The sequence below is a fragment of the Streptomyces sp. NBC_01571 genome (genome assembly GCF_026339875.1).
In the GTDB taxonomy this organism is placed as follows: Bacteria; Actinomycetota; Actinomycetes; order Streptomycetales; family Streptomycetaceae; genus Streptomyces.
In genome coordinates, this window is sequence record NZ_JAPEPZ010000001.1 from 1031155 (window position 1) to 1054905 (window position 23751).

Consider the following 23751-nt stretch of genomic DNA (forward strand, 5'->3'; position numbering starts at 1 on the left):
TGAAGACCCTCTCCTGGGACAAACGTCGACGGGCTTTCACCCAATCTGGTGCGCGTCCGACGGAGCGGCCACCTGAGAGGGCCGGAAGGTGCACGGCGGGCCGGGCGGGCGCGGGCCGCGGCCGAGGGCCCGAGCCTCGGTCGGCTCGGGCCGCTCGACCGCCCTCACCGGCGCGGGAACAGCGACGACAGCGGTCCGCGCCGTGGGCGCGAACTCCCGTGAACGGTGGGTGAGTTCGCACCGCGTCAGGGATCAGCATACGGAGCCGACGGCGGTCCGACGAACGCCCGTCCGTCCTCTTGATGTGGCCGCGCCGGCCGTGTCTTATAGGTACAGACCAATCCCGTCGAGGGGAGGAAGGCCCGTGCGACGCGTATTCCCCGCGTTGGTGTGCGGCTCACTGCTCGTCATGACCTCGTGCGCCGGGGGTGCGGACAGCCCCGGCCGGCCACTGCCTCCGGCACCGATGGGGGTCACCGCGGCGGCGGGCAGTTCGTCCAGCGTGCACGTGATGTGGAACCGGGTCTCCGGAAAGCCGGAGGTCACCGCCTACGAGGTGTATCGCGGCACTACCAAGGTCGATCGGGTGCCCGGCGCGGAGCACATGGTGGACGTCACCAGGCTCGCTCCGTCCACGACCTACGTCTTCACCGTCCGGGCCCTGGACTCCGACGGGAACCCCGGACCGCCGAGCACCGAGGTCCGCGCCACCACACCGGCCGCGGTCGCCGCCGACCGCACTGCGCCGAGCCGCCCCGGGCAGCCGCGCGGCAGGACGGTCGGAAGCCGGGCGGCACAGTTGGAGTGGTCGCCGTCCACGGACGCCCGGGGCGTGGCCTCGTACGACATCTACCAGGGCGGTTCGAAGATCCACAGCGTCGGCGGCGCACAGACCGCGACGGTGGTCACCGGGCTGCGCCCCGGCACCGACTACTCCTTCACCGTCAGGGCACGCGACGCGGCCGACAACGTCTCCCCCGCGAGCGCCGCCGTTCGGCTGGCCACCGAACCGGGCGCGGGCGACGGCCGGGGCACCGCGCCGACCGACTTCCGCGTCGGCGCCCACCGGACGGACGGCGCCTACTACCTGGACCTGTCCTGGATCCCGCCCCGCACGGACGGCGTGATCACGGAGTACCGGATCGACCTGGACGGCCACCAGGCGACCTCGCTCGTCTGGGGCGGCACGCCTCCCCGCGGCAGGTCCACGTACAGCTTCTATGTCGGCCGGGACGCCGGGGTCGCGTACCGGGTGCGGCTGCGGGCGAAGCTGCCGGACGGGACCTGGGGCGGGTTCTCGACGGAACGGTCCGTGACGACGGGCGGGGGATGACGGGCGTCACCCCGTCGTACCGTAGGCCGGCCCGCGGGCGAGACGTCCGTCCGCCGGACGAAGGAATTCGTCACCTGCCCGGTCCCGTCCGCATGCGGGCCCGACCGGGGGCACGTTGGCTCGTCCCGAGGCCGCACGGGCCTTTCCGATCCTCGGCGGCGCACCGGACGTCCCGCCGACCGTGCCGCTGGAGGACAGTCCAATGCGCACTAATCGGGATTTCCGCCGCTCGGGCCCGGCCATGGCCTTCGCCGCGCTTCCGCTGACCCTGGTCACGGTGACCGCCGCCGCGGCCGCTTCGGGCATCTCCGTGAGCGCCAGTGGTTCCAGGGTCACGGTCACCACCAGTGCCTGCCGGAACGTGGACGGCGGTTTCGGCAGCGCCTCCCTGCTCTCCGGTGGACAGTCCAACTTCTCCCAGGGGCGACAGGTGTCGCTGTCCGGGACGAGCGCGGGTCAGTCGGCCGTGTGGTCGAACGTCGGCGCCGGCACGTACACGGTCATCGTGCTCTGCCAGGACGGGCGGACGGCGGGCACCCAGGCCGTGAAGGTCTCCGCGCCGTCGGCGCCGTCCGCCTCCTCGGCCTCCTCGGCGCCCTCGGAACCCTCGGCAACTTCGACGTTCTCGGCGTCCTCCGTGTCCTCCGCGCCCTCCGCGCCCTCGGAACCCGCCGTCTCGGCGACGGCCGCCGCGCCGACGCGCGGGGTGCTGGGCGGTCTCGGCGGGGCGGCCACGGACCGCGGCACGGCCACCACCATGGTCGGCGGGGCCCTGGTGACCACGGGTGTCGTGGCGACGGCCTGGTTCCTGCGCCGCAGGTCCAAGCCCCAACGGCTCTGACCCGCCGGCCCGTCGCTCCGACGGCCGCCCGTCCGACACGGACCGGTCCTCCGCACGTCAGCCCGGCAAGGACCGGTCCCCCGCACGTCAGCCCGACGCGGACCGGTCCTCCTCGGGGGCGTCCGATGCGGGCCCGGAGCTCGTACCCTCCCGCTCGGGCGGCCGGTCCCCCAGGTGCTCGAACTCCTCCAGCGCATGGCTCAGCCACTGGGTCCAGAAGGTCTCCAGGTCGATACCGGCCCGCAGCACGAGGTGCCGCAGTCGGTCCTGGGGGGCGTTCCTGACGGGTGGGAAGTCACGCTCCTCGATCTCCTCGTACTCCGCCAACTGGCGCTGGTGAAGGGCGAGATGACGCCGCAGATCGGTCTCGATGCCCGCGGTGCCGACGACGGCCGAGGCCCGCAGCCGCAGCAGCATCGTGTCGCGCAGGGGCTTGGGGTCCTGGCTCACGGCGGTCCAGCGGGCCAGTTCGTCGCGGCCCGCCGGCAGCACTTCGTAGCTCTTCTTCTGTCCCCGGGCCGGCTGCGCGGACCGCAGGGCGCGGATGTATCCCTCGGACTCCAGCCTTCCCAGCTCGCGATAGATCTGCTGATGCGTCGCCGACCAGAAGTAGCCGATCGACTTGTCGAACCGCCTGGTGAGTTCGAGTCCCGACGAGGGCCTTTCGAGCAGAGCGGTGAGGATCGCGTGCGGGAGTGACATGGGTTCATCCTAGGGAGGGCCGCCCCCGGGACGGCCCTCGCTGTCGTGTGTGCCCGGCGGCCTACAACGCCGCCGCGAGCTCCGTGCCCTGCTTGACGGCCCGCTTGGCGTCCAGCTCGGCGGCCACGTCGGCACCACCGATCAGGTGCACGCTGTGCCCCGCGGCGGACAGCTCGTCGTACAGGTCACGACGGGGCTCCTGCCCGGTGCACAGCACGATGGTGTCGACCTCCAGCACCTGGCCCGCGCCGTCGACGGTGACGTGCAGTCCGGCGTCGTCGATACGGTCGTACTGGACGCCCGGAACCATGGTGACGCCGCGGTGCTTGAGCTCGGTGCGGTGGATCCAGCCCGTGGTCTTGCCGAGTCCGGCGCCGACCTTTGAGGCCTTGCGCTGCAGGAGGTGGACGGTGCGCGGCGGTGCGGACCGCTCGGGCGTGCCGAGGCCGCCGGGGGCGCGGTAGTCCATGTCGACGCCCCAGTTGCGGAAGTACGTCGCCGGGTCCTCGCTCGCCTTGTCGCCGCCGTCGGTGAGGTACTCGGCGACGTCGAAGCCGATGCCGCCGGCGCCGAGGATCGCGACCCGGTCGCCGACAGGGGCCTCGTCCCGCAGGACGTCGAGGTAGCCGACGACACTGGGGTGGTCGACACCGGGTATCTCGGGGGTCCGCGGAAGCACGCCGGTGGCGATCACGACCTCGTCGTAGCCGGACACGTCACCGGCGGCGACTCGGGTGTTCAACCGCACGTCCACGCCGTGCCGTTCGAGCTGGGTCCGGAAGTACCGGATCGTCTCGTCGAACTCCTGCTTGCCGGGGACCTTGCGGGCCACGTTCAGCTGGCCGCCGATCTCGCCCGCGGCGTCGTAGAGCGTGACGTCGTGGCCGCGCTCGGCCGCGGAGACCGCGCAGGCCAGTCCGGCGGGGCCCGCGCCCACCACGGCCACGCGCTTGCGCAGCCGGGTCGGGGCGAGGACCAGCTCGGTCTCGTGGCAGGCCCGCGGGTTGACCAGGCACGAGGTGATCCGGCCGCTGAAGGTGTGGTCGAGGCAGGCCTGGTTGCAGCCGATGCAGGTGTTGATGGCCTCCGGCTGCCCGGCCGCCGCCTTGGCGACGAAGTCGGGGTCGGCGAGCATCGGCCGGGCGAGCGACACCATGTCGGCGTGGCCGTCCGCCAGCAACCGCTCCGCGATTTCGGGGGTGTTGATGCGGTTGGTGGTCACGAGGGGGACGGAGACGGCGCCCATCACCTTCTTGGTCACCCAGGCGTACGCGCCGCGCGGGACGGAGGTGGCGATGGTGGGGATACGGGCCTCGTGCCAGCCGATGCCGGTGTTGATGATCGTGGCTCCGGCGGCCTCCACGGCCCGGGCGAGTGTGATCACCTCGTCCAGCGAGGAGCCGCCGGGCACCAGGTCCAGCATTGAAAGGCGGTAGATGATGATGAAGTTCTCGCCGACGGCCTCGCGCACCCGGCGGACGATCTCGACGGGGAAGCGCATCCGGTTCTCGTAGGAGCCGCCCCAGCGGTCCTCGCGCCGGTTGGTCTGGAGGGCGATGAACTCGTTGATCAGGTAGCCCTCGGAGCCCATGATCTCGACGCCGTCGTAGCCGGCCCGCTGCGCGAGCCGGGCGGCACGCGCGTAGTCGTCGATCGTCTGCTCGACCTCGGCATCGGTGAGCGCGTGCGGGGTGAACGGGCTGATCGGTGCCTGCAGGGCGCTGGGCGCGACCAGGTCCTGGTGGTAGGCGTACCGCCCGAAGTGCAGGATCTGCATCGCGATCTTCCCGCCCTCGCGGTGCACCGCGGCGGTGATCTCGGCGTGCTGCTCGGCCTCGGCGTCGGTGGTCAGCTTCGCGCCACCCTCGTAGGGCCGTCCCGCCTCGTTGGGCGCGATGCCACCGGTGACCATGAGGCCGACACCGCCGCGGGCCCGGGTGGCGTAGAACTCCGCCATCCGCTCGAAGCCTCGCTCGGCCTCCTCCAGACCCACGTGCATGGAGCCCATGAGCACGCGGTTGGGGAGCGTGGTGAATCCCAGGTCGAGCGGGTTCAGCAGGTGCGGGTAACGGCTCATCGGGCCCTCCGTGCGCGGTGACGTACGTCTGTTGTAGACGACGGGACACGCCTTGTGCAACTAGTTGCACAATGAGGAGGGTCACTCCGGGCCGCTCCGGGCCGCTCAGCCGAGGGCCATCCCGGCGACGAGTTCGGCCACCGGGCGGACTGGCCGACCACGACCAGGTGCCCGGCGTCGGGGACGATGACGATCGCGACGTTCGGGCCGGTCTCGAACCCGGCCCGCTCCTCGGCGGTCAGCCCGATCTCGTCCCGGTCGCCGCGTACGACCCCGGCCGGGCCGCCCGACGCGCGGAGCCGCGCCACCAGGGAGCCATGGCGGTCGCGGTGGGCGACGCAGTGCCGGATCTCCCGGCGACAGAACGCCGGGGCGTTCTTCCCGAACTCCGCGACCAGCGCCGCGCGGCGCCCGGGGCAGGCCGCCCGCCATGGCGCGCGACGCCATCCGCACCAGGGCCCACCAGGTCAGAGCCCCGATGACCGGGAGCCTCCCGAGCCGGTCGGCGACGGCCGGCGACCTGGGTTCGTCCGGGCGCGAGAAGGCCGGGGACAACAGCACCACCGGGCCGGAGAAGTGGCCGCCCGCCACCATCACCGGCGCGCGCAGGAGCGCCGGCGCGCAGACCCTGTCGTCGTAGAACGCCCTGCTGCACATGCCTCCCGACAGGAGCAGCACACTCCTCGGCGCGTCGGCGGGAACGGACGCCTCGACGTCCCGCACGTGGAGCTCCTGGGCGCTGCTCACGGTCTGGCCTCCGTCTCCTGCGTCCGGTCAGCCACAGTGTGGCGGCGTGACCGGGGCGGGGTGACGATCCAGGGCCGGACGCGGCATGCCGGGCGGCCGGGCCCGGCCACCCACGGTCCGGACGCTCGGGGCCCGGTCACGCAGGGCCCGGCCGTTCAGGGTCTGGTGCCGATCACGACGTTGGCGTACAACTCGTCGGAGACGGCCAGGCCGGCGATCAGGCCGCTGCGCGCGAAGGCCTCCACGGCCAGGGGCGCCTGGGGTTCGCTCGTCTCGACCAGGAGGCTGCCGCCGGGGGCCAGCCAGCGGGGGGCCTCCGCGGCCACCCGGCGCAGGACGTCGAGGCCGTCCGCGCCACCGTCGAGGGCGGTGAGCGGCTCGTGGTCGCGGGCCTCCGGCGGCAGCAGACCGACCTCGTCCGTGGGGACGTACGGCACGTTGGCGGCGAGGACGTCCACGCGACCGCGCAGGGTGTCGGGCAGAGCCGCGTACAGGTCGCCCTGGTGGACCTGGCCCCCGAAGGGCGCGACGTTGCGGCGGGCACAGCGGACCGCCGCCGGGTCGATGTCGGCGGCGTGCAGTTCGGGTCCGTCGAGGGACGCCGCCAGCGCGGCGCCGACCGCGCCCGAGCCACAGCACAGATCCACGACGAGGGAGACGTTCCGGGCCAGGGCTACGGCCTGGTCGACGAGGAACTCGGTACGGCGGCGCGGCACGAACACACCCGGTTCCACGGAGATACGCAGACCGTGGAACCGGGCCCAGCCGACGACGTGTTCGAGGGGCAGGCCCGAGACGCGCCGGTCCACCATGGCGGTGACCTCGTCCGGGGTGCGGGCGGTGGTGAGTATCAACTCCGCCTCGTCCTCGGCGAAGACACAGCCTGCGGCACGGAGAGCGGCGACAACGGAATCGGATGGGGAAGGCATGGAAGCCGAGAGCCTTTCGGTGAACCGAAGGGCGCTCTCGCGGTCGCCTACCGGCGGTGAGCCACGTCGACCCGAGATGAGAGCACCCGACCTGAACTGGCGGTAATGGGTCCCACCTCCTCGGCAACTCCCGGGCTGGGACGTTCCGCAGCCGGAACGGTCACCTTACAGGAACGGTCAGACGACGACCGACTCCTCCAGTTCCTCCGCCGCCTCACGCTCCTGTGCCGCCGCCCGCTCCTGCGACCTGCCGCGCTGCCGCGACTCCGCCGGCGGCACGATCGTCGGATCCTCCCGTACGGCTCCCCGCGCACGCCCACGCTCGACGGCACCGGCGAGGGCCGTGACCAGCAGACCGACGACCAGCCAGACGACCAACGTCCCCACATCGCCCGTCAGTCCGTCGCGGTCGAAGTACAGGAGGCTGCGGATGCCCTCGACGAAGCCGGCGCCGTTCCAGAAGGAGTGCAGCGCACCGAAGAAGCCGTTCTGCAGTTCGGGCCGGAACAGACCTCCGGAACTGGTGAAGTTGAGCATCACGAAGAGCACCATCATGGCGAGCGTGGTCCACCGCTTGAGGAAGGTGTGGAGGCCGACGCCGACGAAGAGGATGCCCGCCGAGTAGAGCCAGGCCATGCCCCACACGCTCGCGAGGTCGTGGTGCGCGAGGTGGAACACGGGGCCGGCGAGCAGCGCGCCTATGGCGCTCACCACCGCCGAGACCCCGACGGCCAGCAGGCCCCGTATCCGTAGCGGCAGCTCGGCGCCGGCGGCGCCGAGCGCGGCGACGGACGCGTAGGAGCCGATGCTCAACGCGATCAGCAGGAAGAACAGCCCCTGGCCCGTGGGGTCGTCGGCGACCGGCGGGGCGACGTCGGTGACCTTCAGCACCGCGCCCTGCCGGGCGGCGACCGGCGTGAAGACCTTCTCGACAGCCGTGGCGCCCATGTCGGACGCGGCGGTGGCGACGACGAGTTCGGGTGACCGGCCACCCGGTACGTAGGCGCCCGTGATGTCCCGGGACCTGAGCAGGCCGACCGCCTCGGTGCGGGTCGCCACGGTCCGTACGTCGAGCTTGTTCCCCGCCGCGTCCTTGACGGTCTGGGCGAACACCTTCGTCTCGGCGCCGGAGCCCACGACGGCCACCGGGAGATGGTGCGGCTCGGGCGTGACGAACGCACCCATATAGGCCAGCCCCATACCGAGACACATCAGCAGCGGGGTGACCAGGTGCGTGAACACATGGCGCAGGGCCGGTGAGCGCAGTCCGGTGACCACGGAACCTCCTTTTGATTGGCATATACAACCATCGATCAAGTTGTACTATACAACCAGGAGAGTGAGGGGAGGCCCCATGAAGGCAGGCGAAGGGCCCGATGAGACCGTCGTCACCACCGGCGGGTCGGCCGGGGCGGCCGTGGAGACCATCCAGCGCGAGATGACGGCCTTCGCCCGGCGCGCCAGGGCCTCGGCGGGGCGCATGCACCCGGAGCTGTCGCTCGTCTCGTACACGCTGCTCGGCCACCTGGAGGAGAGCGGCGGCTGCCGTGCCACCGACCTGGCCGCGCACTACGCGCTGGACAAGTCCACGGTGAGCCGTCAGGTGGCGGTGCTGGAGCGGGCCGGGCTCATCGAGCGCCGGCTCGACCCGGACGACCACCGGGTACAGGTGCTGCATCTGACCGAGGCGGGCACCCGGATCCTGGCCCAGGTCACGGAGAGCCGCCGGATCGCCTTCCGCGAGCGGCTCGCGGACTGGCCGCCGGAGGATCTGGAGCGGTTCGCCACGTATCTGGTGCGGTACAACACGGCTTCCGGGGCGTCCAGGGCGTCCGACCGGAAGGTGCCGGAGAGCTGACGGATCCTCCTGCGTGAGCTCCCCGCACGGGGCACCTCACGCAGCCAGTCCCGGACGCCGGGCGACCCCCGAGCGCGCCGCCCGACACCCACGACCCCGGCCGTCAGCGGGCTCCCACGGTCTGCCCGTCCGCCAGGTGTTCGGGTACCCGCGCGGCCAGGAAGCGGGTCGTGCGGCGCAGCTCGAAGCCCAGGGACTCGTAGAGCCGGATCGCGCCGGTGTTCCCCGCGGCGGTGTGCAGGAACGGCGTCTCGCCCCGCTCCCGGATCCCGTGCGCGACAGCGAGGATCAGCCGGGACGCCAAGCCCTGGCCGCGGAAGTCCGGGTCGGTGCAGACCGCGCTGATCTCGGTCCAGCCCGGCGGATGCAACCGCTCCCCCGCCATGGCGATCAGCGCACCGCCCCGGCGGATCCCGAGGTAGGTGCCGAGTTCGACGGTGCGCGCCAGGAAGGGGCCGGGCCTGGTGCGCTCCACCAGGTCGAGCATCTCCGGTACGTCGGCGGAGCCGAGCCGGACCGCTTCGGCGTCCGGCGCCGCGGCGAGCCCGGCGTCGACGAGCTGGACGCCGTCGATGCTGAAGGTCAGCTCCCAGCCGTCCGGGGTCCGCCCGTTGAACCCGGCAAGCGGAGCCTCGCCGCCCGGACCCACGAGGGCCGCGAGGTCCGCCCAGTCGTCCGCGTCCGGCGCGTCGGGCAGGGCCAGCCACGGGGACACGTCGACGGGGTAGCGCAGGACGCGGCCGCGGCGTTCGGCGAAGTGGGCGTGCGGGCCGGTCAGCGAACCGAGGGCGGGGTTGTCCAGCGGGTGCGCGGCTGCGGTGCGGGCGTCGCTCATCGGGCGACCTCGATCACGATCTTGCCGCGCGCATGGCCGTCCTCGACCGCGCGCAGCGCTTCGGCGGCCCGGTCCAGCGGGAACGTCGCGGTCACGAAGGGCCGGAGCCGGCCGTCGACCACGAGCCGTGCCACCGCGTCGAGGACGGCGGACGTACGGGCCCGCTCGACGCCCGCTCCGCCGAGCCGCGCGACCGTCTCCCGGTCGGCTCCGGTGATCAGCTTCGTCCGGTCGGCCAGCAGGGTCGCCGCGGCCTCCAGCACCTCACCTCCGACGAGGTCGAGGACACCGTCCACCCCGTCCGGCGCCGCCGCCCGCACCCGCTCGGCCAGGCCGGGGCCGGCCGGGACGTGCACCGCGCCGAGCGACTCGACGAAGTCCTTCTTGCCATCGCTCGCGAGCCCCACCACGCGCAGCCCGAGAACCTGCGCGATCTGCGCGGCCGCGACGCCCACGCCGCCGCCCACGCCCGTGATCAGCACGGTCGCGCCGGAGGGCAGGCCGAGCTGCTGGATCGCGTCGTACGCCGTCGCCGCCGCGACGGGGAGTGTCGCCGCGTCCGTGAACGAGAGCGCGGCGGGCTTGTGGGCGGTCACCGTCGTGGGCAGCAGGGCGTAGTCGGCGTATCCGCCGGCCACCGGGTTGCCGAAGACCTCGTCCCCCACCGCGAACCCGGTCACGTCGGGGCCGGTCTCCTCGACCACTCCCGCGACCTCGTTCCCGAACACGGCCGGCAGCTCGGGGGCCGCGGCGCCGGGACGGCGGTAGCCCGTCCGCTGCTTCCAGTCGACGGGGTTCACACCCGCCGCACGGACGGCGACGAGCACCTGGCCGGCTCCCGGGCTCGGCCGGTCCCGGTCCACCAGGGCCTCGGCCTCGGGGCCGCCGTACCGGGTGAAGACGTACGCCTTGGGCATCCTGCTTCCTCGCTCTCCCTCGCTGTCACCGGTGGCAGGGGCGCACCGGGGTCGGCATGGGGGCAAGGACGATCACGCCGCGGCTATTCCCCGACGTCGGCAACGTTCATACGTCCGCAATGATCGGGGGCCCGCACGGGGACGGAGCACGGCCCCGGGCCACGTACGGTGGAACGCGCACGCGCCGAGAAGACGCGTGCGCACCGATCACGCTCGATCTGCGGGCCGCCGCACCCGACGGCCTGGAGGTACCAGTCCCATGAACGTCACCCGAGGTTTCACCGGACGCCCGCGCGTCCACCGCACCGGGCTGCCGCCCGGCCAGTACGACGCGGGCGACGACTGGCCCGTGCTGTCCGCCGAGGTCACGCCCGCTCTCGCGGCCGCCGACTGGACCTTCCGGATCGACGGTCTGGTGGCCGAGCCGCACACCTGGGACTGGGAGCGGGCACACGCGTTGCCCGCCTCGGCGTACGAGGGCGACATCCACTGTGTGACGAGCTGGTCGAAGTTCGGGGTGCGCTTCGGCGGTGTCTCGCTCGACGCGTTCCTGGCAGTGGTTCGCCCGCATGGAAGCGCCACCCATGTGGTCGCCTACTCGCACACCGGGTACACCACGAACCTCCCGCTCACCGACCTCACCGGCGGCCGTGCCTGGATCGCCTGGGAGTACGAGGGGAAGCCGCTGCCCGCCGAGCACGGTGGCCCGGCGCGCCTGATCGTGCCGCACCTGTACTTCTGGAAGAGCGCCAAGTGGATCGCGGGCCTGCGGCTCCTGGACCACGACGAGCCGGGCTTCTGGGAGCAGAACGGCTACCACGCGCGCGGCAATCCCTGGGAGGAGCAGCGGTACTCCGGTGACTGACACGACCGCGTCCCCGACGGGCTTCGTACCCGCGCCGCCCCTCGCGCCCCCGGCCACGGGCGCCTTCGTCCCCGTCACGAGCTTCGCCGTGCCGGGGCGGATCGCCGTGAGCGGCCAGACCGCCGCCACCTGGCGCGACGCCACCCTCACCGGCGTCCGCCGGGAGACACCGCGCGCCGCCACCTTCCGGTTCGCGGTACCGGGCTGGCCGGGGCACCTGCCCGGCCAGCACCTGATGCTGCGGCTGACCGCCGCGGACGGCTATGTGGCGCAGCGCCACTACTCCATCGCGTCACCGCCCGACGACACCGGGCACATCGAACTCACCCTCGACCACGTCGAGGGCGGTGAGGTCTCCGGCTGGTTCCACACGGTGGCCGCGCCCGGGGACACGGTCGAGGTCCGGGGGCCGCTCAGCGGGTTCTTCGCCTGGCCCGGCGACCGGCCGGCGCTGCTCGTCGGCGCCGGCTCGGGTGTCGTACCGCTGATGTCGATGCTGCGCCACCACCGGGTGCGGGGGCTGGACGTGCCGTTGCGCCTGCTCGTCTCCACGCGTAGCCCCGAGGAGCTGATCTACGCGCGGGAGTACGGCGTGGAGACCACGGCCGTCTTCACCCGTGACGCCCCGACGGGTGTGGCGGTCGGACGTCTGACGGCCGCACATGTGTCACCGCTCCTGGCAGAACGGCCTCCCGGTGGGTGGGAGGCCTATGTGTGCGGCTCCAACGGGTTCGCCGAACACGCGTCGCGGTTGCTGGTGGAGGCGGGGCAGCCCGTGGACCGCATCCGCATCGAGCGCTTCGGCTGATCCGGGCGCATCGCGCGTCGGGGTCCAGGGGTGTCGCGTGCCGCGGTCCGGGCGCCGGTCCGACGCCCGGGTCCCCGGTCAGCCGTGCGGAACCACCGCCACGGCGCACGGGGCGTGCCGGATCAGCGAGCGCACGGCCCGCCCCGGCCCGGTGCCCGTCGCGCGCCCCACGACCAGCAGGCCGGCCCGTGCGGACGCCCTCAGGAGGTGAGGTCCCGGGTGGCCCTGGACCGCGTGCTCGCGCACCGTCGTCCCAGGGAACCTGCGGCGCCACGGCTGGAGGGTGCCGGCCAGCGCCCGGCCCTCGCCGTCACCGCGCTCGGCCGAGTCCTCGGGCCGGGGCGCGCGGGCGCCCTGGGCGTACGCCTCGGCCCGGGTCCACGCGTGCACCACGTGCAGCGGCGCGGAACGGAGCGCGGCCGTGTCGAACGCGTAGCGGATCAGGTCGTCGGCCGGACGGTCCACGTCGAGTCCGAGGACCACGGGCAGGTAGGGGGCCGAGTCGGGCGGTGAGCCGCCGGTGACGGGCGTCCGTTCGTCCTCGGGGAGTTCACCCGCGCGTACCAGCACGACCGGGCGTTCGGCACGGGCCGTGACGGCCAGGGCGACCGCACCGACCTGGAAACCCGCGAAGCCGGTGGCGCCGCGTGAACCGACGACCAGGGTCTCCGTGTCCGCGGCGGCGGCCAGCAGGGCCTGCACCGCGGGTGTCCCGGTGCGGCGGGCGATGATGTCCAACCCCGGGTGCGCGTAGGAGAGTTGGATGGCCGCCCGGTCGAGTGCGGTGCGGGTGCGGCCCGCGGGGACGTCGACGTCGGGGACCCGGCCGGAGACGGCCGGCCCGGTCCCCGCGTGCAGCAGCCGCAGGGGCAGCCGGCGGCGCCTGGCCTCCCGGGCGGCCCAGTCGGCGGCGTCGAGGCTGGCCGGCGAGCCGTCGATGCCGACGGTGATGGAGCGTGTGCCGGTGCTCATCGCCTCCATCGCCTCCTCCCCTTCCGCGGGCCGGAGTTGGTCGCGTGCCAGTGGGCGTCGAGTGCTGCTGGACGGGAATGCGTCATGGTGGCTCCTGTTCCGCCGCGAAGTGGTTCGCGGGTTCCACAGGGGGCGCGGATCATTCGTACGGCGGCAGAATCTCCGTACGGGTTCCTCGTGGTCGCTCACGGCCGTACGCGGTACGCCGTGGGAGGGGATGGAGCGGGGCAGGGAGGTGACGATGCGTACCCGGGTACGCGGCTGGCGCTGGCGCCGCAGTCCGTTGCGCCGCCGTTGTGACGTCGTGGAGGCGTGGGCACTGCTGGCCGTCGTCGTGCTGCTGGTCGTCGGCGCGCCGCTGGCCGGGCTGGCCGTGGGGTGGCGGGTGTACGACGACGCGCGGGCGCGGGCCGCCGCGCAGCGGGCCGAGCGGCACCGGGTGGCCGCCGTGCTCGTCGAGGACGCGCCCGCCGCGGTTGCCTCGCCGACCGGAAGACAGCCCTCGTACCCGGTGAGGGTGCGCTGGACCGCGCAGGGCGGGGGGTCGCGCACCGGCATGGCCCAGGTCCCCACGGGCGCTCGGCGGGGTGAGCACACCCGCATCTGGCTGGACTCCGACGGCCGGCGGGTCCGTCCCCCTGAGAACGCGTCCGCCGTCTGGCAACACACGCTGATGGCGGGCCTGTTCACCGCCGGGGCCGCCGTGGCCGTCGTCGTCGGCGTCCACAACGCCGGGCGGCGGGTCTCGGTACGTCGCCGCCTCGCCGAGTGGGAGCGGGGCTGGGAGCGTACCGGGCCGGAGTGGCGGCGCCACACGCCCTGACCTGCGCGGCCTCTCCCGGGCATGCGCGGCCGGGCGCGGGGCAGAAGGCCCGGTGGCCGGCGCCACCAGGCGCGGGCGGACGCGGAACCAAGCATGGCGGCCCTCCGGCGGCCCACGTACGGTGTGATCATCCGCAGCCGTGACGTCTTCAAAGGTGGTCCTTCATGGCCCTGTTCGACCTCCCACTCGACGAGCTCCGCGCGTATCGCAGTGCCTCCGCCGAGCCCGAGGACTTCGACGCCTTCTGGGCCAAGACCCTCGAAGAGACACGTGAACACGGCCTGGACGCCCGCTTCGAACCCGTCGAAACTCACCTCAGGACCGTCGAGGTGTACGACGTCACGTACGCCGGGTTCGGCGGGCACCCCGTCAAGGGCTGGCTCACCCTGCCGGCCGGGGCCGACGCGCCGCTGCCCGCGGTCGTCGAGTTCGTCGGGTACGGCGGCGGCCGCGGCCTCCCGCACACGCATCTGCTGTGGGCCTCGGCGGGCTTCGCGCACTTCGTGATGGACACGCGTGGCCAGGGCAGCGCCTGGGGCGGTGGCGAGACCCCGGACCCGGTGGGCAGCGCGCCCGCGTACCCCGGCTACATGACCCGTGGCATCGACGCGCCCGAGAACTACTACTACCGCCGGGTGTTCACCGACGGGGTGCGCGCGGTGGAGGCGGTCCGCTCGCACCCGCTGGTCGACCCGGCGCGCACCGCGGCCGTCGGCGCGAGCCAGGGCGGCGGCATCACGATCGCGGTGGGCGGTCTCGTCCCCGACCTGGCCGCGATCGCTCCCGATGTGCCGTTCCTGTGCGACTTCCCGCGCGCGACGACGTTGACCGACCGGCATCCGTACCGGGAGATCGGCAGCTACCTCAAGACCCACCGCGGGCGCGCCGACGACGTCCGGCGCACCCTCTCCTACTTCGACGGGGTCCACTTCGCGGCACGCGGCACCGCGCCGGCGCTCTTCTCGGCCGGCCTGGAGGACCAGACCTGCCCGCCGTCCACGGTCTTCGCCGCGTTCAACGCCTGGGCGCACGAGGAGAAGACGATCGAGGTCTACGACTTCAACGACCACGAGGGCGGCGGCCCCTACCAGGAGGCGGCCCAGCTCCAGTGGCTCCCCTCGTACCTTTAGCCCCGGTTCAGCCCGCCGTTCCGCGCGGTACGACCGTCGCGAGTACGGCGGGCAGGGGGTACCAGTCCGCCGACACCACGCTGGCGTGCCGTGCGGCGAGGAGAGCGACGCGTTCCTGTGCCTGGGCCTGGGTGGGGTTGGTGCCGTCGATGGCGGGGGGCACGTTCTGTGCGTCGGTCATGACGACGAGGTAGTGGCGCTCGTCGTACCAGGCGGTGGCGATCGTGCCGCCCGCGTAGGCGGCGGCGTCGCCGTCGTACATCACGAACCAGGGGCGGATGGTCGTGTCGGTGTAGCGGGTGCGCGGGTCGCCCGCGGCCGCGCCGTGCACGGCGGGGAAGGCGGACGCCTCGCGCAGCCGGCCGGCGGCGGCGAGGTCGCGGAGGTGGGTGGCGTACTCGCGGTCCGTCCAGAGCGAGTCGAGGGGGTTGCTCTCCTCGACGGTGCCGGGAATGAGCTCGACGACGAACTTGCCGGCGAGCGCCGAACGGGCGGGCCAGCCGTCCGCCTGGACGGCCGAGTCCAGGTCGGGGTGGGACCCCACGACGTCGGCAGGACGCAGCAGCGCGTCGCCGAGTTTCGCCGTCAGCAGGGCGTCCAACTGGGTGGGTCCGCGGCCGATGTTGGCCGCGAAGCCGTCCTTCATCTCGATCTTCAGCTGGATCGGCCGGTGCCCCGGGTGCGCGTCGTGCCACGCCCGGATGTCGGAGAGGCAGCCGCCGAGATCGCGGTTGACGGACTTGGCGCGCAGCTCGGAGGCGTTCGCCGCGTTCTCGCAGTTGTTGTCGTTGCCGATCGGGTTGCTGTGCGAGACGCGCCAGGAGGCCCCGAACGCGTTGGTCCACACGTCCAGTTCCAGCATCCCGGCGCCGGAGTCCAACGCGTCGGCGAAGTAGGGGTACTTCGCCTTGTCGTAGGAGTTGTGGACACCCACGGAGGTGCTGGAGGAGTACGAGAGGTCCGTGGCACTCGCCCCGGGCGAGGTGGTCAGGGCGACGGCTCCCGCCGTCGCCACCGCGATCCCCGTACGTGCCAGGACCCTCACATGTCTGCGCATGTTCCCCCTGCCTCTCCTGCATCGGTGGTCAACCGGCGTGCAGCGTAGGGGTGTTGGGTGACATCCGGAAGAGCCCGTGATGACGGGAGGGCGGACACCGCACCACGTGGCGGGAGGTGCGCCACCGCCCCGCGAAGAACGGATGCCGCGTGGCCACTTCCACCCGGTCCGACCAGTCGGTATGTTCGGATCCGCTGTCCCTACGGATGACGGAGGTCTCCATGTCCCAGCCCGCGCCCGATGTCCGGGGCCACTGCGACGCACGCTTCACGGCGGTGCGTACGGCGTTCGAGGAGAACTTCCGGGACCGTGACGAACTGGGCGCGGCGGTGACCGTCGTCCTCGACGGCGAGACGGTGGTGGACCTGTGGGGCGGCTGGGCCGACGCGGGACGCACCCGCCTCTGGGAGCGCGAGACGCTCGTCAACGTGTGGTCGACGTCGAAGGGCCCGACCGCGCTGTGCGCGCACATCCTGGCCGACCGCGGGCTGCTCGACCTCGACGCGCCGGTGGCCGCGTACTGGCCGGAGTTCGCGGCGGCGGGCAAGGAGTCCGTCCTCGTACGGCATCTGCTGTCGCATCGCGCGGGGCTGGCGGGGTTGCGCGAACCGCACACGTTCGAGCAGCTCTGCGACTGGGAGCTGACCGTCGGGCGGCTCGCGGCCCAGGAGCCCTGGTGGGAGCCGGGGACGCGGTCCGGCTATCACGCGCTCACCTTCGGCCATCTGGTCGGCGAGGTGGTGCGGCGGGTGTCCGGGCTGATGCCGGGCGCGTTCCTGGAGCGGGAGGTGACCGGCCCGCTCGGGATCGACTTCACCATCGGACTGCCCGAGAAGGAGGTCGGGCGTGTGGCCGAGCTGGTGCATCCGCCGGCCGCGTCGAGCAGCGAATAGGCCGCGGTCTTCGCACAGTTGGCGCCCGCGGCGGTGGCAGCGCTGACCAATCCGCTGGTCGGCGCCACCGAGGCGGGCACAGCGCGCTGGCGGGCGGCCGAGATCCCGGCCGCGAACGGCCACGGCACGGCTCGGGCGATCGCCGCGCTGTACGGGATCTTCGCCGGGCGCGGGTCGCACGGCTCCCGGCAGGTGCTGTCGCCGGAGGCCGCGGAGCGGGTGCGTGAGGGGCAGGGCAGCTGCCGGGACCTGGTCCTGGGTGCCGGGTTCGAGCACGAGACGGAGGCCGGGCTCGGACTGTGGCTGAGCGGGCCCAACACCTCGTACGGACCCAACCCGAGGGCTTTCGGACATGACGGCTTCGGCGGGTCCTGCGGTCTCGCCGACCCCGAGGCGGCCGTCTCCCTGGGGTACGTCATGAACCGGATGGGGCCGCACATCGCCGACGACCCAAGGAAGATGGCGCTCGTGGACGCTCTCTACAGCGCCCTGTGAGCACGCCGGAACCGCCGGGAGCGCGCGGTCTGAAATCGGCCGAACCTCCCGGCCGCCCTTCCCTCGTGGTTTAGACCAATGCTAGATCTGGTCGCGCAATGAGCCCGCACGGCTACGTCTAGTCACCACGCAGGAGGCGCGGACATGGCCCGCACCAGCCACCCGTCCGACATCCGTCCGTCCGACCCGCCCGCGCAGGACGTCCACCCCTCCGCCCAGGAACCCCGGTACTCGCGGATCGCCACCCAGCTCCTCGGCGAACTCCGCGACGGCACCGTTCCGCCCGGCGAACGACTGCCGGGAGAGCGGGAGTTGGCGACCAGGTTCGGGGTCAGCCGGGAGACCGTACGCCAGGCACTGCAGCAGCTGCGACTGGCCGGGCTGGTCTCCACCGACCGGCGCGGCAGCCACGCGACACTCCCCGGCACCCACGCCGAGCACATCCCGTCGCTGGACTTCCCGGTCGGCGCGCACAGCCGGGAACCGTGCGGTGTCCGGCACGCGAGTGTGACCTGGGAGGCACCCCCGCCCGAGCACGCCCTGGCACTCGGGCTCGCGCCGCGCCGCCCGACCCTCGTGCACCGCTACGAGTCGGCCGCGGCGGACGGCAGCGGACTGCGTACGGCCGTCACCTCCTTCTCCGCGGTCGCCGTGACGGAGGTGGAGGAACTCGCCCGCTACCGCGACCGCGCGGACGGCACCGCCTCGGCGCAGCTGCGGCGGGCCTACGACTGGATGCGCAGGGCCGGGCTGACCCTGCACCACCGGGACGCGATCACCCGGCTCCCCCAGTCCGTGCTGGTCACCCGGCGCGTGCACGACCAGTACGACCGGCCCCTGGAGATCACCGACCTGGTCGTGGAGGCCCAACAGGATGCACTCGTCTATGAGTTCACCCTTCCGGCGGCCGGCTGAACCAGCCGCCGGCGACAGTCCCGCGCCGGGGTGCCCCTCCCGAGGCGGGAGGCGACGGCGATGCGTCGGCGAGGCGAGTGGCACGCGGGGCGCCAGCAGCCGCACGACCGTGTCCCGGGTCGTCCGGGGTGACCGCCCCGGCGTGCCGGCCGGCCACCCTGAAGGGGGCGTTGTGCCGGTCGGCCACCCCGAACGGGGGCGTTGTGCCGGTCGGCCACCCCGTACGGGGCCGGGTTCGCGGTGGCTCAGCCGGCGCGGCTCGGTGTGGCGGGCCCGTCCGACCTGAGGCGGACGTGGATGCCGTCCTCCTCGACCCGCGCCGAGGTGGCGCGCAGCCCCAGCGGATAGGCCTCGGGGGCGGCCCGCTGTGCGACGGCCTCGCGGATCCGTCGCGCCACGGCGTCGGGGGCGGCCCTGCCCATGATCTCGACCGACGTCACCGTCATCCTGACGCGTCCGGCCGCGGTTCCGGGCCGGACTGTCACACTGCCGAGGCCGCCCTGCCCGAACAGCAGCGTCAGGGTGTCCTGGTAGGGGTCGGTACGCACTTCGGTGACCGGCAGGCCGCCGGGGTCCCCGGTCAGGCCGGCCACGGCGCCCGGCGGGATCAGTACCGTCACCCGCGCCGAAGCCACCTCGGCACGTCTGTCACCGCCGCCGGTCAGCCGTACGTCCTCCAGCCGGGCGTGGAACGAGGCGTCGGGAATCCGGCCGAGCCGCGCGTGCGCTCCGTCCACCTCGACGAACGGCAGCCGCTTGTCGGCGAGTTGGAGGAACGCCGGGCGGGACGAGAGCCCTATCCGGAGGTCTCCGTCCGGCACCCGGGACGCGATCGCGGTACGGACGCGGTGCTGCAGCTCGGCGCGGGCGAGCGGTTCGCCGCCCACCGGAAGGGCGACCAGTACGCCCACGCAGGCCAGGACGGTCACGGTGCGGCGCCTCACGCGGTCGCCTCCGGCTCACGGGCCGCGGCGGGTTCCGGCTGCCGGGACACGGCCGTCCCCTCGGCGTCCAGGCGCGGCAGGATCCGGTCGAGCCTGCGCGGGAGCCACCAATTGGCCCTGCCGAACAGGTACATGGTGGCCGGGACCAGCAGCAGACGCACGATCGTGGCGTCGATGACCACACTCACACCGAGCCCGAGCGCCATCATCTTGATCACCACGTTGGTGGAGAGCAGGAAGGCGAGGAACACACTGGTCATGACGATCGCCGCACAGCTGATGACCCGCGCGGTGGCGGCCAGTCCGCCGGCCACACTCGCGTCGTTGTCGCCGGTCTCCAGCCACACCTCACGGATGCGTGAGAGCAGGAAGATCTCGTAGTCCATCGAGAGTCCGAAGACGATGGCGAACATCATCATCGGGACGAACGACTCGACGGGCACGGACTCGGTCACACCGAACAGGGCGCCGCCCCAGCCCCATTGGAAGACGGCGACCACGACACCGTAGGCAGCGCCGATCGACAACAGGTTGAGCACGGCCGCCTTGAGGGCCACGAGGAGACTGCGGAAGACGCAGAGCAGCAGGACGAAGGCCGCGCCGACCACCACCCCCACGACCCACGGCAGCCGCTCCCCCAGGGTGTCGCGGAAGGCGATCTGGACGGCGGTGGTACCCGTGACGTGGGCGTGCGCCCCGGTGCCGTCGAGCGCCCGCGGGAGTACCCGGTCCTCCAGCCGGTGCACCAGCGCGGTGGTGGACGCGTCCTCCGGCCCCCGGCGGGGCACGACCGTGGCGGTGAGCAGGCCGCCGTCCGGCGTGGCGACCGGTCCGGTGACGGTGACGACGTCGGGGGTGCCGGAGAGCGCGGTGCGCACTCCGGCGGTGACGGCGTCCCGGTCCGCGCCGGTCCCGTCCAGCGCGACGACCACCGTGAGCGGGCCGTTGGTGCCCGCGCCGAACCCGTCCGAGATCAGGTCGTACGCCCGGCGCTCGGTGTAGTCCGTCGAGCTGGCGCCCGCGTCGATGTGACCGAGCCGCAGGGAGGCGACGGGAAGGGCGAGGACTCCGAGAACCAGCAGGCCCGCGACGAGGAAGAGCCAGGGCCTGCGTCCGACGGTCGCGGCCCAGCGATGCCAGGTGTCGTCGTCGTCCGCGGACTCGGCCACCGGCCGGCGCACGCTCCAGCGGTCGACGCGCCCACCCGTCAGCCCGAGCAGCGCCGGTGTCAGGGTGAGCGAGGCGAGCGCGGCGACCAGCACGGTGATCCCGGCGGCGGCGCCCAGGCTTCCGATGAACGACACCCCGGAGGCATACAGGCCGGCCAGCGCCATGGCGACCGTCGCCGCCGCGACCAGGACGGCGCGTCCGCTGGTGGCGAGGGCGCGCCCCGCCGCCTCCTCCGGGCCGGCCCCGGACGCGAGCAGTCCCCGGTGGCGTGTGGTGAGGAACAGCGCGTAGTCGAGACCGACGCCCAGCCCCATCATCGTGGCGAGGGTGGGCGCGGTGGCGCCGAAGGTGACGGCCGCGGCCACGAGTCCGAGGACGGCCACCCCGCCGGCGAGTCCGGCGACCGCCGTGACCAGGGGCAGGCCGGCCGCCGCGACACTGCCGAAGCCGAACAGCAGCACGACCACGGCCGTCACCAGGCCGATCGCCTCCGACAGCCCGTCGGCGGCCTTGGGCCGGGCCAGCTGACCGAGCGGGCCGCCGTAGTCCACGCTCACGTGGTCGGCACGCAGACCGGCGACGGCCCGGTCGACCCCGTCCAGGTACGAACGGTCGAAGGTCACCGGGTTGTCGGCGAAGCGGAGCGTGGCGTAGCCGGTCGTGCCGTCCACGGAGACCGTGCCCGGCGTGGTCAGCGGATCGGCGACCGTCAACACCTCGGGCAACCGGCCGATCCCCGCCATCGCGGCGTCGAGGGAGGTCCGGTGGGCGGCGAGTCCGTCGTCCGCCTTCAGGACGATCTGCGCGCCGACGCCCTTCAGATCGCTGCCGTGCTCCTCCAGCAGGTCGGCGCCCCGCTGCGCGCTGGTGCCCGGCAGCGAGAACTCGTCCTGATAGGTGCCGCCCCAGGCCCGGTCGGCGGCGAAGGCGGCGACCAGGACGAGCAGCCAGGCGGCGACCACCCGGCGGGCGTTGCGGGCGCACCACCGGCCCAGGCGGTGCAGCGCGCCGGACGGCGTGGCCGTGGGCGGGCCGGGGGGTGCGGTGTCGGGAGGTGCGGAGGCAGTCATGACGGGATCGTGGACGCCGCGGGTGAGCGCGGGATCAGCGGAATGTTCGAGGAATGTCAGGGCACACGGCCGCGGGCCTTCGTACCGGCGCCGCCGGGCTAGCATCGAATTCCCGTACGCCACCTCGTACGTCGAGTCCCGAACGACCCCACGGTCGTACAGCCAGTCCCGTACGCCCCCGCGTACGGCCCCCGTACGCATTCCCCCGCACGCGTCCCCCACGGATCCCGGTGCGCGGGGGACGAGGAGCACCGCATGCCGGACAGCAAGGGCCTCGTGCTGGTCGTCGAGGACGAGCGGCACATCGCCGACCTCCAGCGGCTCTATCTGACCCGCGAGGGCTTCGGCGTGCACGTCGAGACGGACGGCCGGGCGGGGCTGGCGGCGGCGCGGCGGCTGCGGCCCGTGGCGATCGTCCTGGACATCGCGCTGCCGGGACTGGACGGCGTCGAGGTGTGCCGCAGGCTGCGCGAGGACGGCGACTGGACGCCGGTGCTGCTGGTCACGGCACGCGACGACGAAGCCGACCGGGTGCTCGGTCTGGAACTCGGCGCGGACGACTACGTCACCAAACCCTTCTCGCCCCGGGAACTGGTCGCCCGGGTCAAGACGGTGCTGCGCCGCGCGGCCGGACCGCCCGAAGCCGCGGCCCGGCGCGTAGGACGGGTCGCGGTCGACCCGGTGCGCCGTACGGCCGAGGCCGACGGGCGGCCCGTGGAACTGACGGCCACCGAGTTCGACCTGCTCGCCCATCTGCTGCGCCATCCCGGCCGGGTCTTCCTCCGGGAGCAGCTGCTCGCGCAGGTGTGGGGGCAGGCCGACTACCGGGGCAGCCGGACCGTGGACGTCCATGTCGCGCAACTGCGCGCCAAGCTCGGTGACGCCAGCCCGATCCGGACCGTGCGGGGCGTCGGCTACAGCGCGGCGGACCCGGCGCGGTGAGGGTCCCCCGGTACGGCGGCGGGCGGCCGTGGCGGCGGCCCGGTCCGATCACCCGTGGCATCACCCTGGTCACGACGGCGGTAGCGCTGGTCGCCGTGGTGCTCACGGGCGTCACCGCCTGGTATCTCGTCCGCACCGGCGCGGAGGCCCAGCAGCGCGACCAACTGGGCCGCCAGGCGGAGGTGCTGAGCCGGACGCCTGTCCTCTCGGAGCTCCTGCTCGACCGTGAACAGCGGCTCGCGGGCTCCAACGGACAGCAGGTCGCGGTCGTCACCCCCGGCGGAGAGACGGTGGGTCCGGCGACCGCGGCCGTGGACGGCCGGACACGGACGAGGCTGCTCAGCGGGGAGGCGGTGTCCACGGAGGCGTCCCTGAACGGCACGGACGTCCTGGTCGAGGGCCGCCCCACGCCCGGAGGCGGTGCCGTCGTACTGACCCAGCCGTACGTCGTCGTCCACGACAGTGTGGCCCGGATGCGCCGGGCGCTCCCGCTCCCGCTCGTGGTCGGTCTGGTGGGCGGCGGCCTCGCCGGGCTGCTGCTGGCCCGGCGCCTGTCCCGCCCGCTCACCGCGGCCGCGACCACGGCCCGGCGGCTGGCCGAGGGCGAACGCGGGCTGCGTGCCGCGCCGGGCGGGCCCCGTGAACTGACTGACCTCACCCGCGCGTTGAACGTCCTCGACGCGGCACTGGCGCACAGCGAGAACCGGCAGCGGGAGTTCCTGCTCTCCGTCTCGCACGAGCTGCGCACCCCGCTCACCGCGACCCTGGGCTACGCGGAGGCCCTCGCCGACGGCGTGGTCGGGCCCGAGGAACTCCCCATGGTGGGCGAGACGTTGCTCAGCGAGACCCGGCGGCTCGAGCGCTTCGTGCAGGACCTGCTGGACCTCGCCCATCTGGAGACCGACGACTTCCGGGTCGAGACCCGGCCGGTGGACCTGGACGCGCTGGCCGGGAAGGCGGGCACGGTCTGGGCGGGTCGCTGCGCGCGGCACGGTGTGGTCTTCCGGGTCGAGCGGCCGGGCCGTCCCCTGACCGTCGAAACGGACGGCGTACGGGTGCGCCAGATGATCGACGGCCTCGCGGAGAACGCGCTGCGGGTGACCCCGGCGGGCGCGCCCCTGGTCCTGGCCCTCGCCCCGGACGGCGACGGTGCCCGGATCCAGGTCCGCGACGGCGGTCCCGGGCTGACACCCGAGGACGCCGCGGTCGCCTTCGAACGCGGCACCCTGCACGCCCGCTACCAGGGCGTCCGCCCGGTCGGCACCGGCCTCGGCCTGGCCATCGTGCACCGGCTCGCCCAGCGCCTGGGCGGTTCGGTGACGGCGCGGGGGCACGGGCCGGAGGGCGGCGCGTGTTTCACCGTACGGGTGCCGGGACGGCCGGGGGCGAGTGGCTGACCCGTGAACCGAGCTCAGCGCCTGCAGTCGG

General features: G+C 73.5%; 21 protein-coding genes and 1 pseudogene. 12 read left to right on the forward strand and 10 right to left on the reverse strand.

Translation table 11 applies throughout. The features are described 5' to 3' along the window. The first annotated feature begins 409 nt into the window (after positions 1 to 409). Together OHB41_RS04755 and OHB41_RS04760 are read left to right on the forward strand one after the other, a co-directional pair. Entirely contained in the window at positions 410 to 1333 is a 924-nt protein-coding gene (locus OHB41_RS04755; protein ID WP_266705662.1) for a fibronectin type III domain-containing protein, read from the forward strand. 202 nt (positions 1334 to 1535) lie between these two features. Beyond that, entirely contained in the window at positions 1536 to 2174 is a 639-nt protein-coding gene (locus OHB41_RS04760) for a hypothetical protein (RefSeq protein ID WP_266696687.1), read from the forward strand. An 87-nt stretch (positions 2175 to 2261) separates the two neighbouring features. Here OHB41_RS04760 and OHB41_RS04765 read toward each other — a convergent pair whose 3' ends face one another. Beyond that, complete coding sequence (locus tag OHB41_RS04765; RefSeq protein ID WP_266696688.1) at positions 2262 to 2876, reverse strand: PadR family transcriptional regulator; 615 nt, start codon at positions 2874 to 2876, stop codon at positions 2262 to 2264. Between the two features lie 61 nt (positions 2877 to 2937). Continuing rightward, positions 2938 to 4953, reverse strand: a complete 2016-nt coding sequence (locus OHB41_RS04770) for an NADPH-dependent 2,4-dienoyl-CoA reductase (RefSeq protein ID WP_266696689.1) — start codon at positions 4951 to 4953, stop codon at positions 2938 to 2940. A 430-nt stretch (positions 4954 to 5383) separates the two neighbouring features. Between OHB41_RS04770 and OHB41_RS04775 the strand changes: the two genes are divergently transcribed. Then, complete coding sequence (locus OHB41_RS04775; RefSeq protein WP_266696690.1) at positions 5384 to 5593, forward strand: hypothetical protein; 210 nt, start codon at positions 5384 to 5386, stop codon at positions 5591 to 5593. 262 nt (positions 5594 to 5855) lie between these two features. On the opposite strand, the gene OHB41_RS04780 is transcribed toward OHB41_RS04775, so the two are convergent. Together OHB41_RS04780 and OHB41_RS04785 are read right to left on the reverse strand one after the other, a co-directional pair. After that, on the reverse strand, positions 5856 to 6629 hold the full coding sequence (locus OHB41_RS04780; RefSeq protein ID WP_266696691.1) for a putative protein N(5)-glutamine methyltransferase: 774 nt from the start codon (positions 6627 to 6629) through the stop codon (positions 5856 to 5858). A 177-nt stretch (positions 6630 to 6806) separates the two neighbouring features. After that, a complete protein-coding gene (locus OHB41_RS04785) occupies positions 6807 to 7895 on the reverse strand; it encodes an ABC-2 transporter permease (RefSeq protein WP_266705664.1) in 1089 nt (362 codons plus the stop codon). 88 nt (positions 7896 to 7983) lie between these two features. Here OHB41_RS04785 and OHB41_RS04790 point away from each other — a divergent pair, with 88 nt between their 5' ends. After that, entirely contained in the window at positions 7984 to 8487 is a 504-nt protein-coding gene (locus OHB41_RS04790) for a MarR family winged helix-turn-helix transcriptional regulator (RefSeq protein ID WP_266696692.1), read from the forward strand. A 103-nt stretch (positions 8488 to 8590) separates the two neighbouring features. Here the strand turns inward: OHB41_RS04790 and OHB41_RS04795 are convergent, their stop codons facing one another. Beyond that, complete coding sequence (locus tag OHB41_RS04795) at positions 8591 to 9322, reverse strand: GNAT family N-acetyltransferase (protein ID WP_266696693.1); 732 nt, start codon at positions 9320 to 9322, stop codon at positions 8591 to 8593. Beyond that, a complete protein-coding gene (locus tag OHB41_RS04800; protein WP_266696694.1) occupies positions 9319 to 10239 on the reverse strand; it encodes an NADP-dependent oxidoreductase in 921 nt (306 codons plus the stop codon). The genes OHB41_RS04795 and OHB41_RS04800 overlap by 4 nt, the downstream gene beginning before the upstream one ends. A 259-nt stretch (positions 10240 to 10498) precedes the next feature. Here OHB41_RS04800 and OHB41_RS04805 point away from each other — a divergent pair, with 259 nt between their 5' ends. Together OHB41_RS04805 and OHB41_RS04810 are read left to right on the forward strand one after the other, a co-directional pair. Beyond that, positions 10499 to 11104, forward strand: a complete 606-nt coding sequence (locus OHB41_RS04805) for a sulfite oxidase-like oxidoreductase (protein WP_266696695.1) — start codon at positions 10499 to 10501, stop codon at positions 11102 to 11104. Between the two features lie 88 nt (positions 11105 to 11192). Then, entirely contained in the window at positions 11193 to 11912 is a 720-nt protein-coding gene (locus OHB41_RS04810) for a ferredoxin reductase (RefSeq protein ID WP_266705666.1), read from the forward strand. 78 nt (positions 11913 to 11990) lie between these two features. On the opposite strand, the gene OHB41_RS04815 is transcribed toward OHB41_RS04810, so the two are convergent. Then, positions 11991 to 12884 carry a universal stress protein gene (locus OHB41_RS04815; RefSeq protein WP_266696696.1) on the reverse strand — a complete coding sequence of 298 codons (894 nt, stop codon included), beginning with the start codon at positions 12882 to 12884 and terminating at the stop codon, positions 11991 to 11993. A 241-nt stretch (positions 12885 to 13125) separates the two neighbouring features. Here OHB41_RS04815 and OHB41_RS04820 point away from each other — a divergent pair, with 241 nt between their 5' ends. After that, positions 13126 to 13707, forward strand: coding sequence for an Rv1733c family protein (locus OHB41_RS04820; RefSeq protein ID WP_266705668.1), 582 nt, complete (start codon positions 13126 to 13128; stop codon positions 13705 to 13707). Positions 13708 to 13871: 164 nt separating this feature from the next. Then, entirely contained in the window at positions 13872 to 14837 is a 966-nt protein-coding gene (locus OHB41_RS04825) for an acetylxylan esterase (protein WP_266696697.1), read from the forward strand. 7 nt (positions 14838 to 14844) lie between these two features. Here OHB41_RS04825 and OHB41_RS04830 read toward each other — a convergent pair whose 3' ends face one another. Then, positions 14845 to 15894, reverse strand: coding sequence for a phosphatidylinositol-specific phospholipase C domain-containing protein (locus tag OHB41_RS04830; RefSeq protein ID WP_266696698.1), 1050 nt, complete (start codon positions 15892 to 15894; stop codon positions 14845 to 14847). Positions 15895 to 16115: 221 nt separating this feature from the next. Between OHB41_RS04830 and OHB41_RS04835 the strand changes: the two are divergent. Then, a pseudogene (locus OHB41_RS04835) lies at positions 16116 to 17282 on the forward strand (serine hydrolase domain-containing protein). Positions 17283 to 17426: 144 nt separating this feature from the next. Continuing rightward, positions 17427 to 18197, forward strand: coding sequence for a GntR family transcriptional regulator (locus OHB41_RS04840; protein ID WP_266696699.1), 771 nt, complete (start codon positions 17427 to 17429; stop codon positions 18195 to 18197). A gap of 245 nt (positions 18198 to 18442) precedes the next feature. On the opposite strand, the gene OHB41_RS04845 is transcribed toward OHB41_RS04840, so the two are convergent. Then, positions 18443 to 19141 carry an LmeA family phospholipid-binding protein gene (locus tag OHB41_RS04845; protein ID WP_266696700.1) on the reverse strand — a complete coding sequence of 233 codons (699 nt, stop codon included), beginning with the start codon at positions 19139 to 19141 and terminating at the stop codon, positions 18443 to 18445. After that, on the reverse strand, positions 19138 to 21381 hold the full coding sequence (locus tag OHB41_RS04850; RefSeq protein WP_266696701.1) for an MMPL family transporter: 2244 nt from the start codon (positions 21379 to 21381) through the stop codon (positions 19138 to 19140). Before OHB41_RS04850 ends, OHB41_RS04845 begins: the two co-directional genes overlap by 4 nt. A 255-nt stretch (positions 21382 to 21636) precedes the next feature. Here OHB41_RS04850 and OHB41_RS04855 point away from each other — a divergent pair, with 255 nt between their 5' ends. Next, a complete protein-coding gene (locus OHB41_RS04855) occupies positions 21637 to 22323 on the forward strand; it encodes a response regulator transcription factor (protein WP_266696702.1) in 687 nt (228 codons plus the stop codon). Then, a complete protein-coding gene (locus OHB41_RS04860; protein WP_266696703.1) occupies positions 22320 to 23720 on the forward strand; it encodes a sensor histidine kinase in 1401 nt (466 codons plus the stop codon). Before OHB41_RS04855 ends, OHB41_RS04860 begins: the two co-directional genes overlap by 4 nt. Positions 23721 to 23751: the final 31 nt, after the last annotated feature.

Excerpts from the sequence above, each read along its gene's own strand:
- OHB41_RS04755 (WP_266705662.1), top strand. The coding sequence starts at position 410 with ATGACCTCGTGCGCCGGGGGTGCGGACAGCCCCGGCCGGCCACTGCCT.
- OHB41_RS04760 (WP_266696687.1), top strand. The coding sequence starts at position 1,536 with ATGCGCACTAATCGGGATTTCCGCCGCTCGGGCCCGGCCATGGCCTTC.
- OHB41_RS04765 (WP_266696688.1), bottom strand. The coding sequence starts at position 2,876 with ATGTCACTCCCGCACGCGATCCTCACCGCTCTGCTCGAAAGGCCCTCG.
- OHB41_RS04770 (WP_266696689.1), bottom strand. The coding sequence starts at position 4,953 with ATGAGCCGTTACCCGCACCTGCTGAACCCGCTCGACCTGGGATTCACC.
- OHB41_RS04775 (WP_266696690.1), top strand. The coding sequence starts at position 5,384 with ATGGCGCGCGACGCCATCCGCACCAGGGCCCACCAGGTCAGAGCCCCG.
- OHB41_RS04780 (WP_266696691.1), bottom strand. The coding sequence starts at position 6,629 with ATGCCTTCCCCATCCGATTCCGTTGTCGCCGCTCTCCGTGCCGCAGGC.
- OHB41_RS04790 (WP_266696692.1), top strand. The coding sequence starts at position 7,984 with ATGAAGGCAGGCGAAGGGCCCGATGAGACCGTCGTCACCACCGGCGGG.
- OHB41_RS04795 (WP_266696693.1), bottom strand. The coding sequence starts at position 9,322 with ATGAGCGACGCCCGCACCGCAGCCGCGCACCCGCTGGACAACCCCGCC.
- OHB41_RS04800 (WP_266696694.1), bottom strand. The coding sequence starts at position 10,239 with ATGCCCAAGGCGTACGTCTTCACCCGGTACGGCGGCCCCGAGGCCGAG.
- OHB41_RS04805 (WP_266696695.1), top strand. The coding sequence starts at position 10,499 with ATGAACGTCACCCGAGGTTTCACCGGACGCCCGCGCGTCCACCGCACC.
- OHB41_RS04815 (WP_266696696.1), bottom strand. The coding sequence starts at position 12,884 with ATGAGCACCGGCACACGCTCCATCACCGTCGGCATCGACGGCTCGCCG.
- OHB41_RS04820 (WP_266705668.1), top strand. The coding sequence starts at position 13,126 with ATGCGTACCCGGGTACGCGGCTGGCGCTGGCGCCGCAGTCCGTTGCGC.
- OHB41_RS04825 (WP_266696697.1), top strand. The coding sequence starts at position 13,872 with ATGGCCCTGTTCGACCTCCCACTCGACGAGCTCCGCGCGTATCGCAGT.
- OHB41_RS04830 (WP_266696698.1), bottom strand. The coding sequence starts at position 15,894 with ATGCGCAGACATGTGAGGGTCCTGGCACGTACGGGGATCGCGGTGGCG.
- OHB41_RS04840 (WP_266696699.1), top strand. The coding sequence starts at position 17,427 with ATGGCCCGCACCAGCCACCCGTCCGACATCCGTCCGTCCGACCCGCCC.
- OHB41_RS04850 (WP_266696701.1), bottom strand. The coding sequence starts at position 21,381 with ATGACTGCCTCCGCACCTCCCGACACCGCACCCCCCGGCCCGCCCACG.
- OHB41_RS04855 (WP_266696702.1), top strand. The coding sequence starts at position 21,637 with ATGCCGGACAGCAAGGGCCTCGTGCTGGTCGTCGAGGACGAGCGGCAC.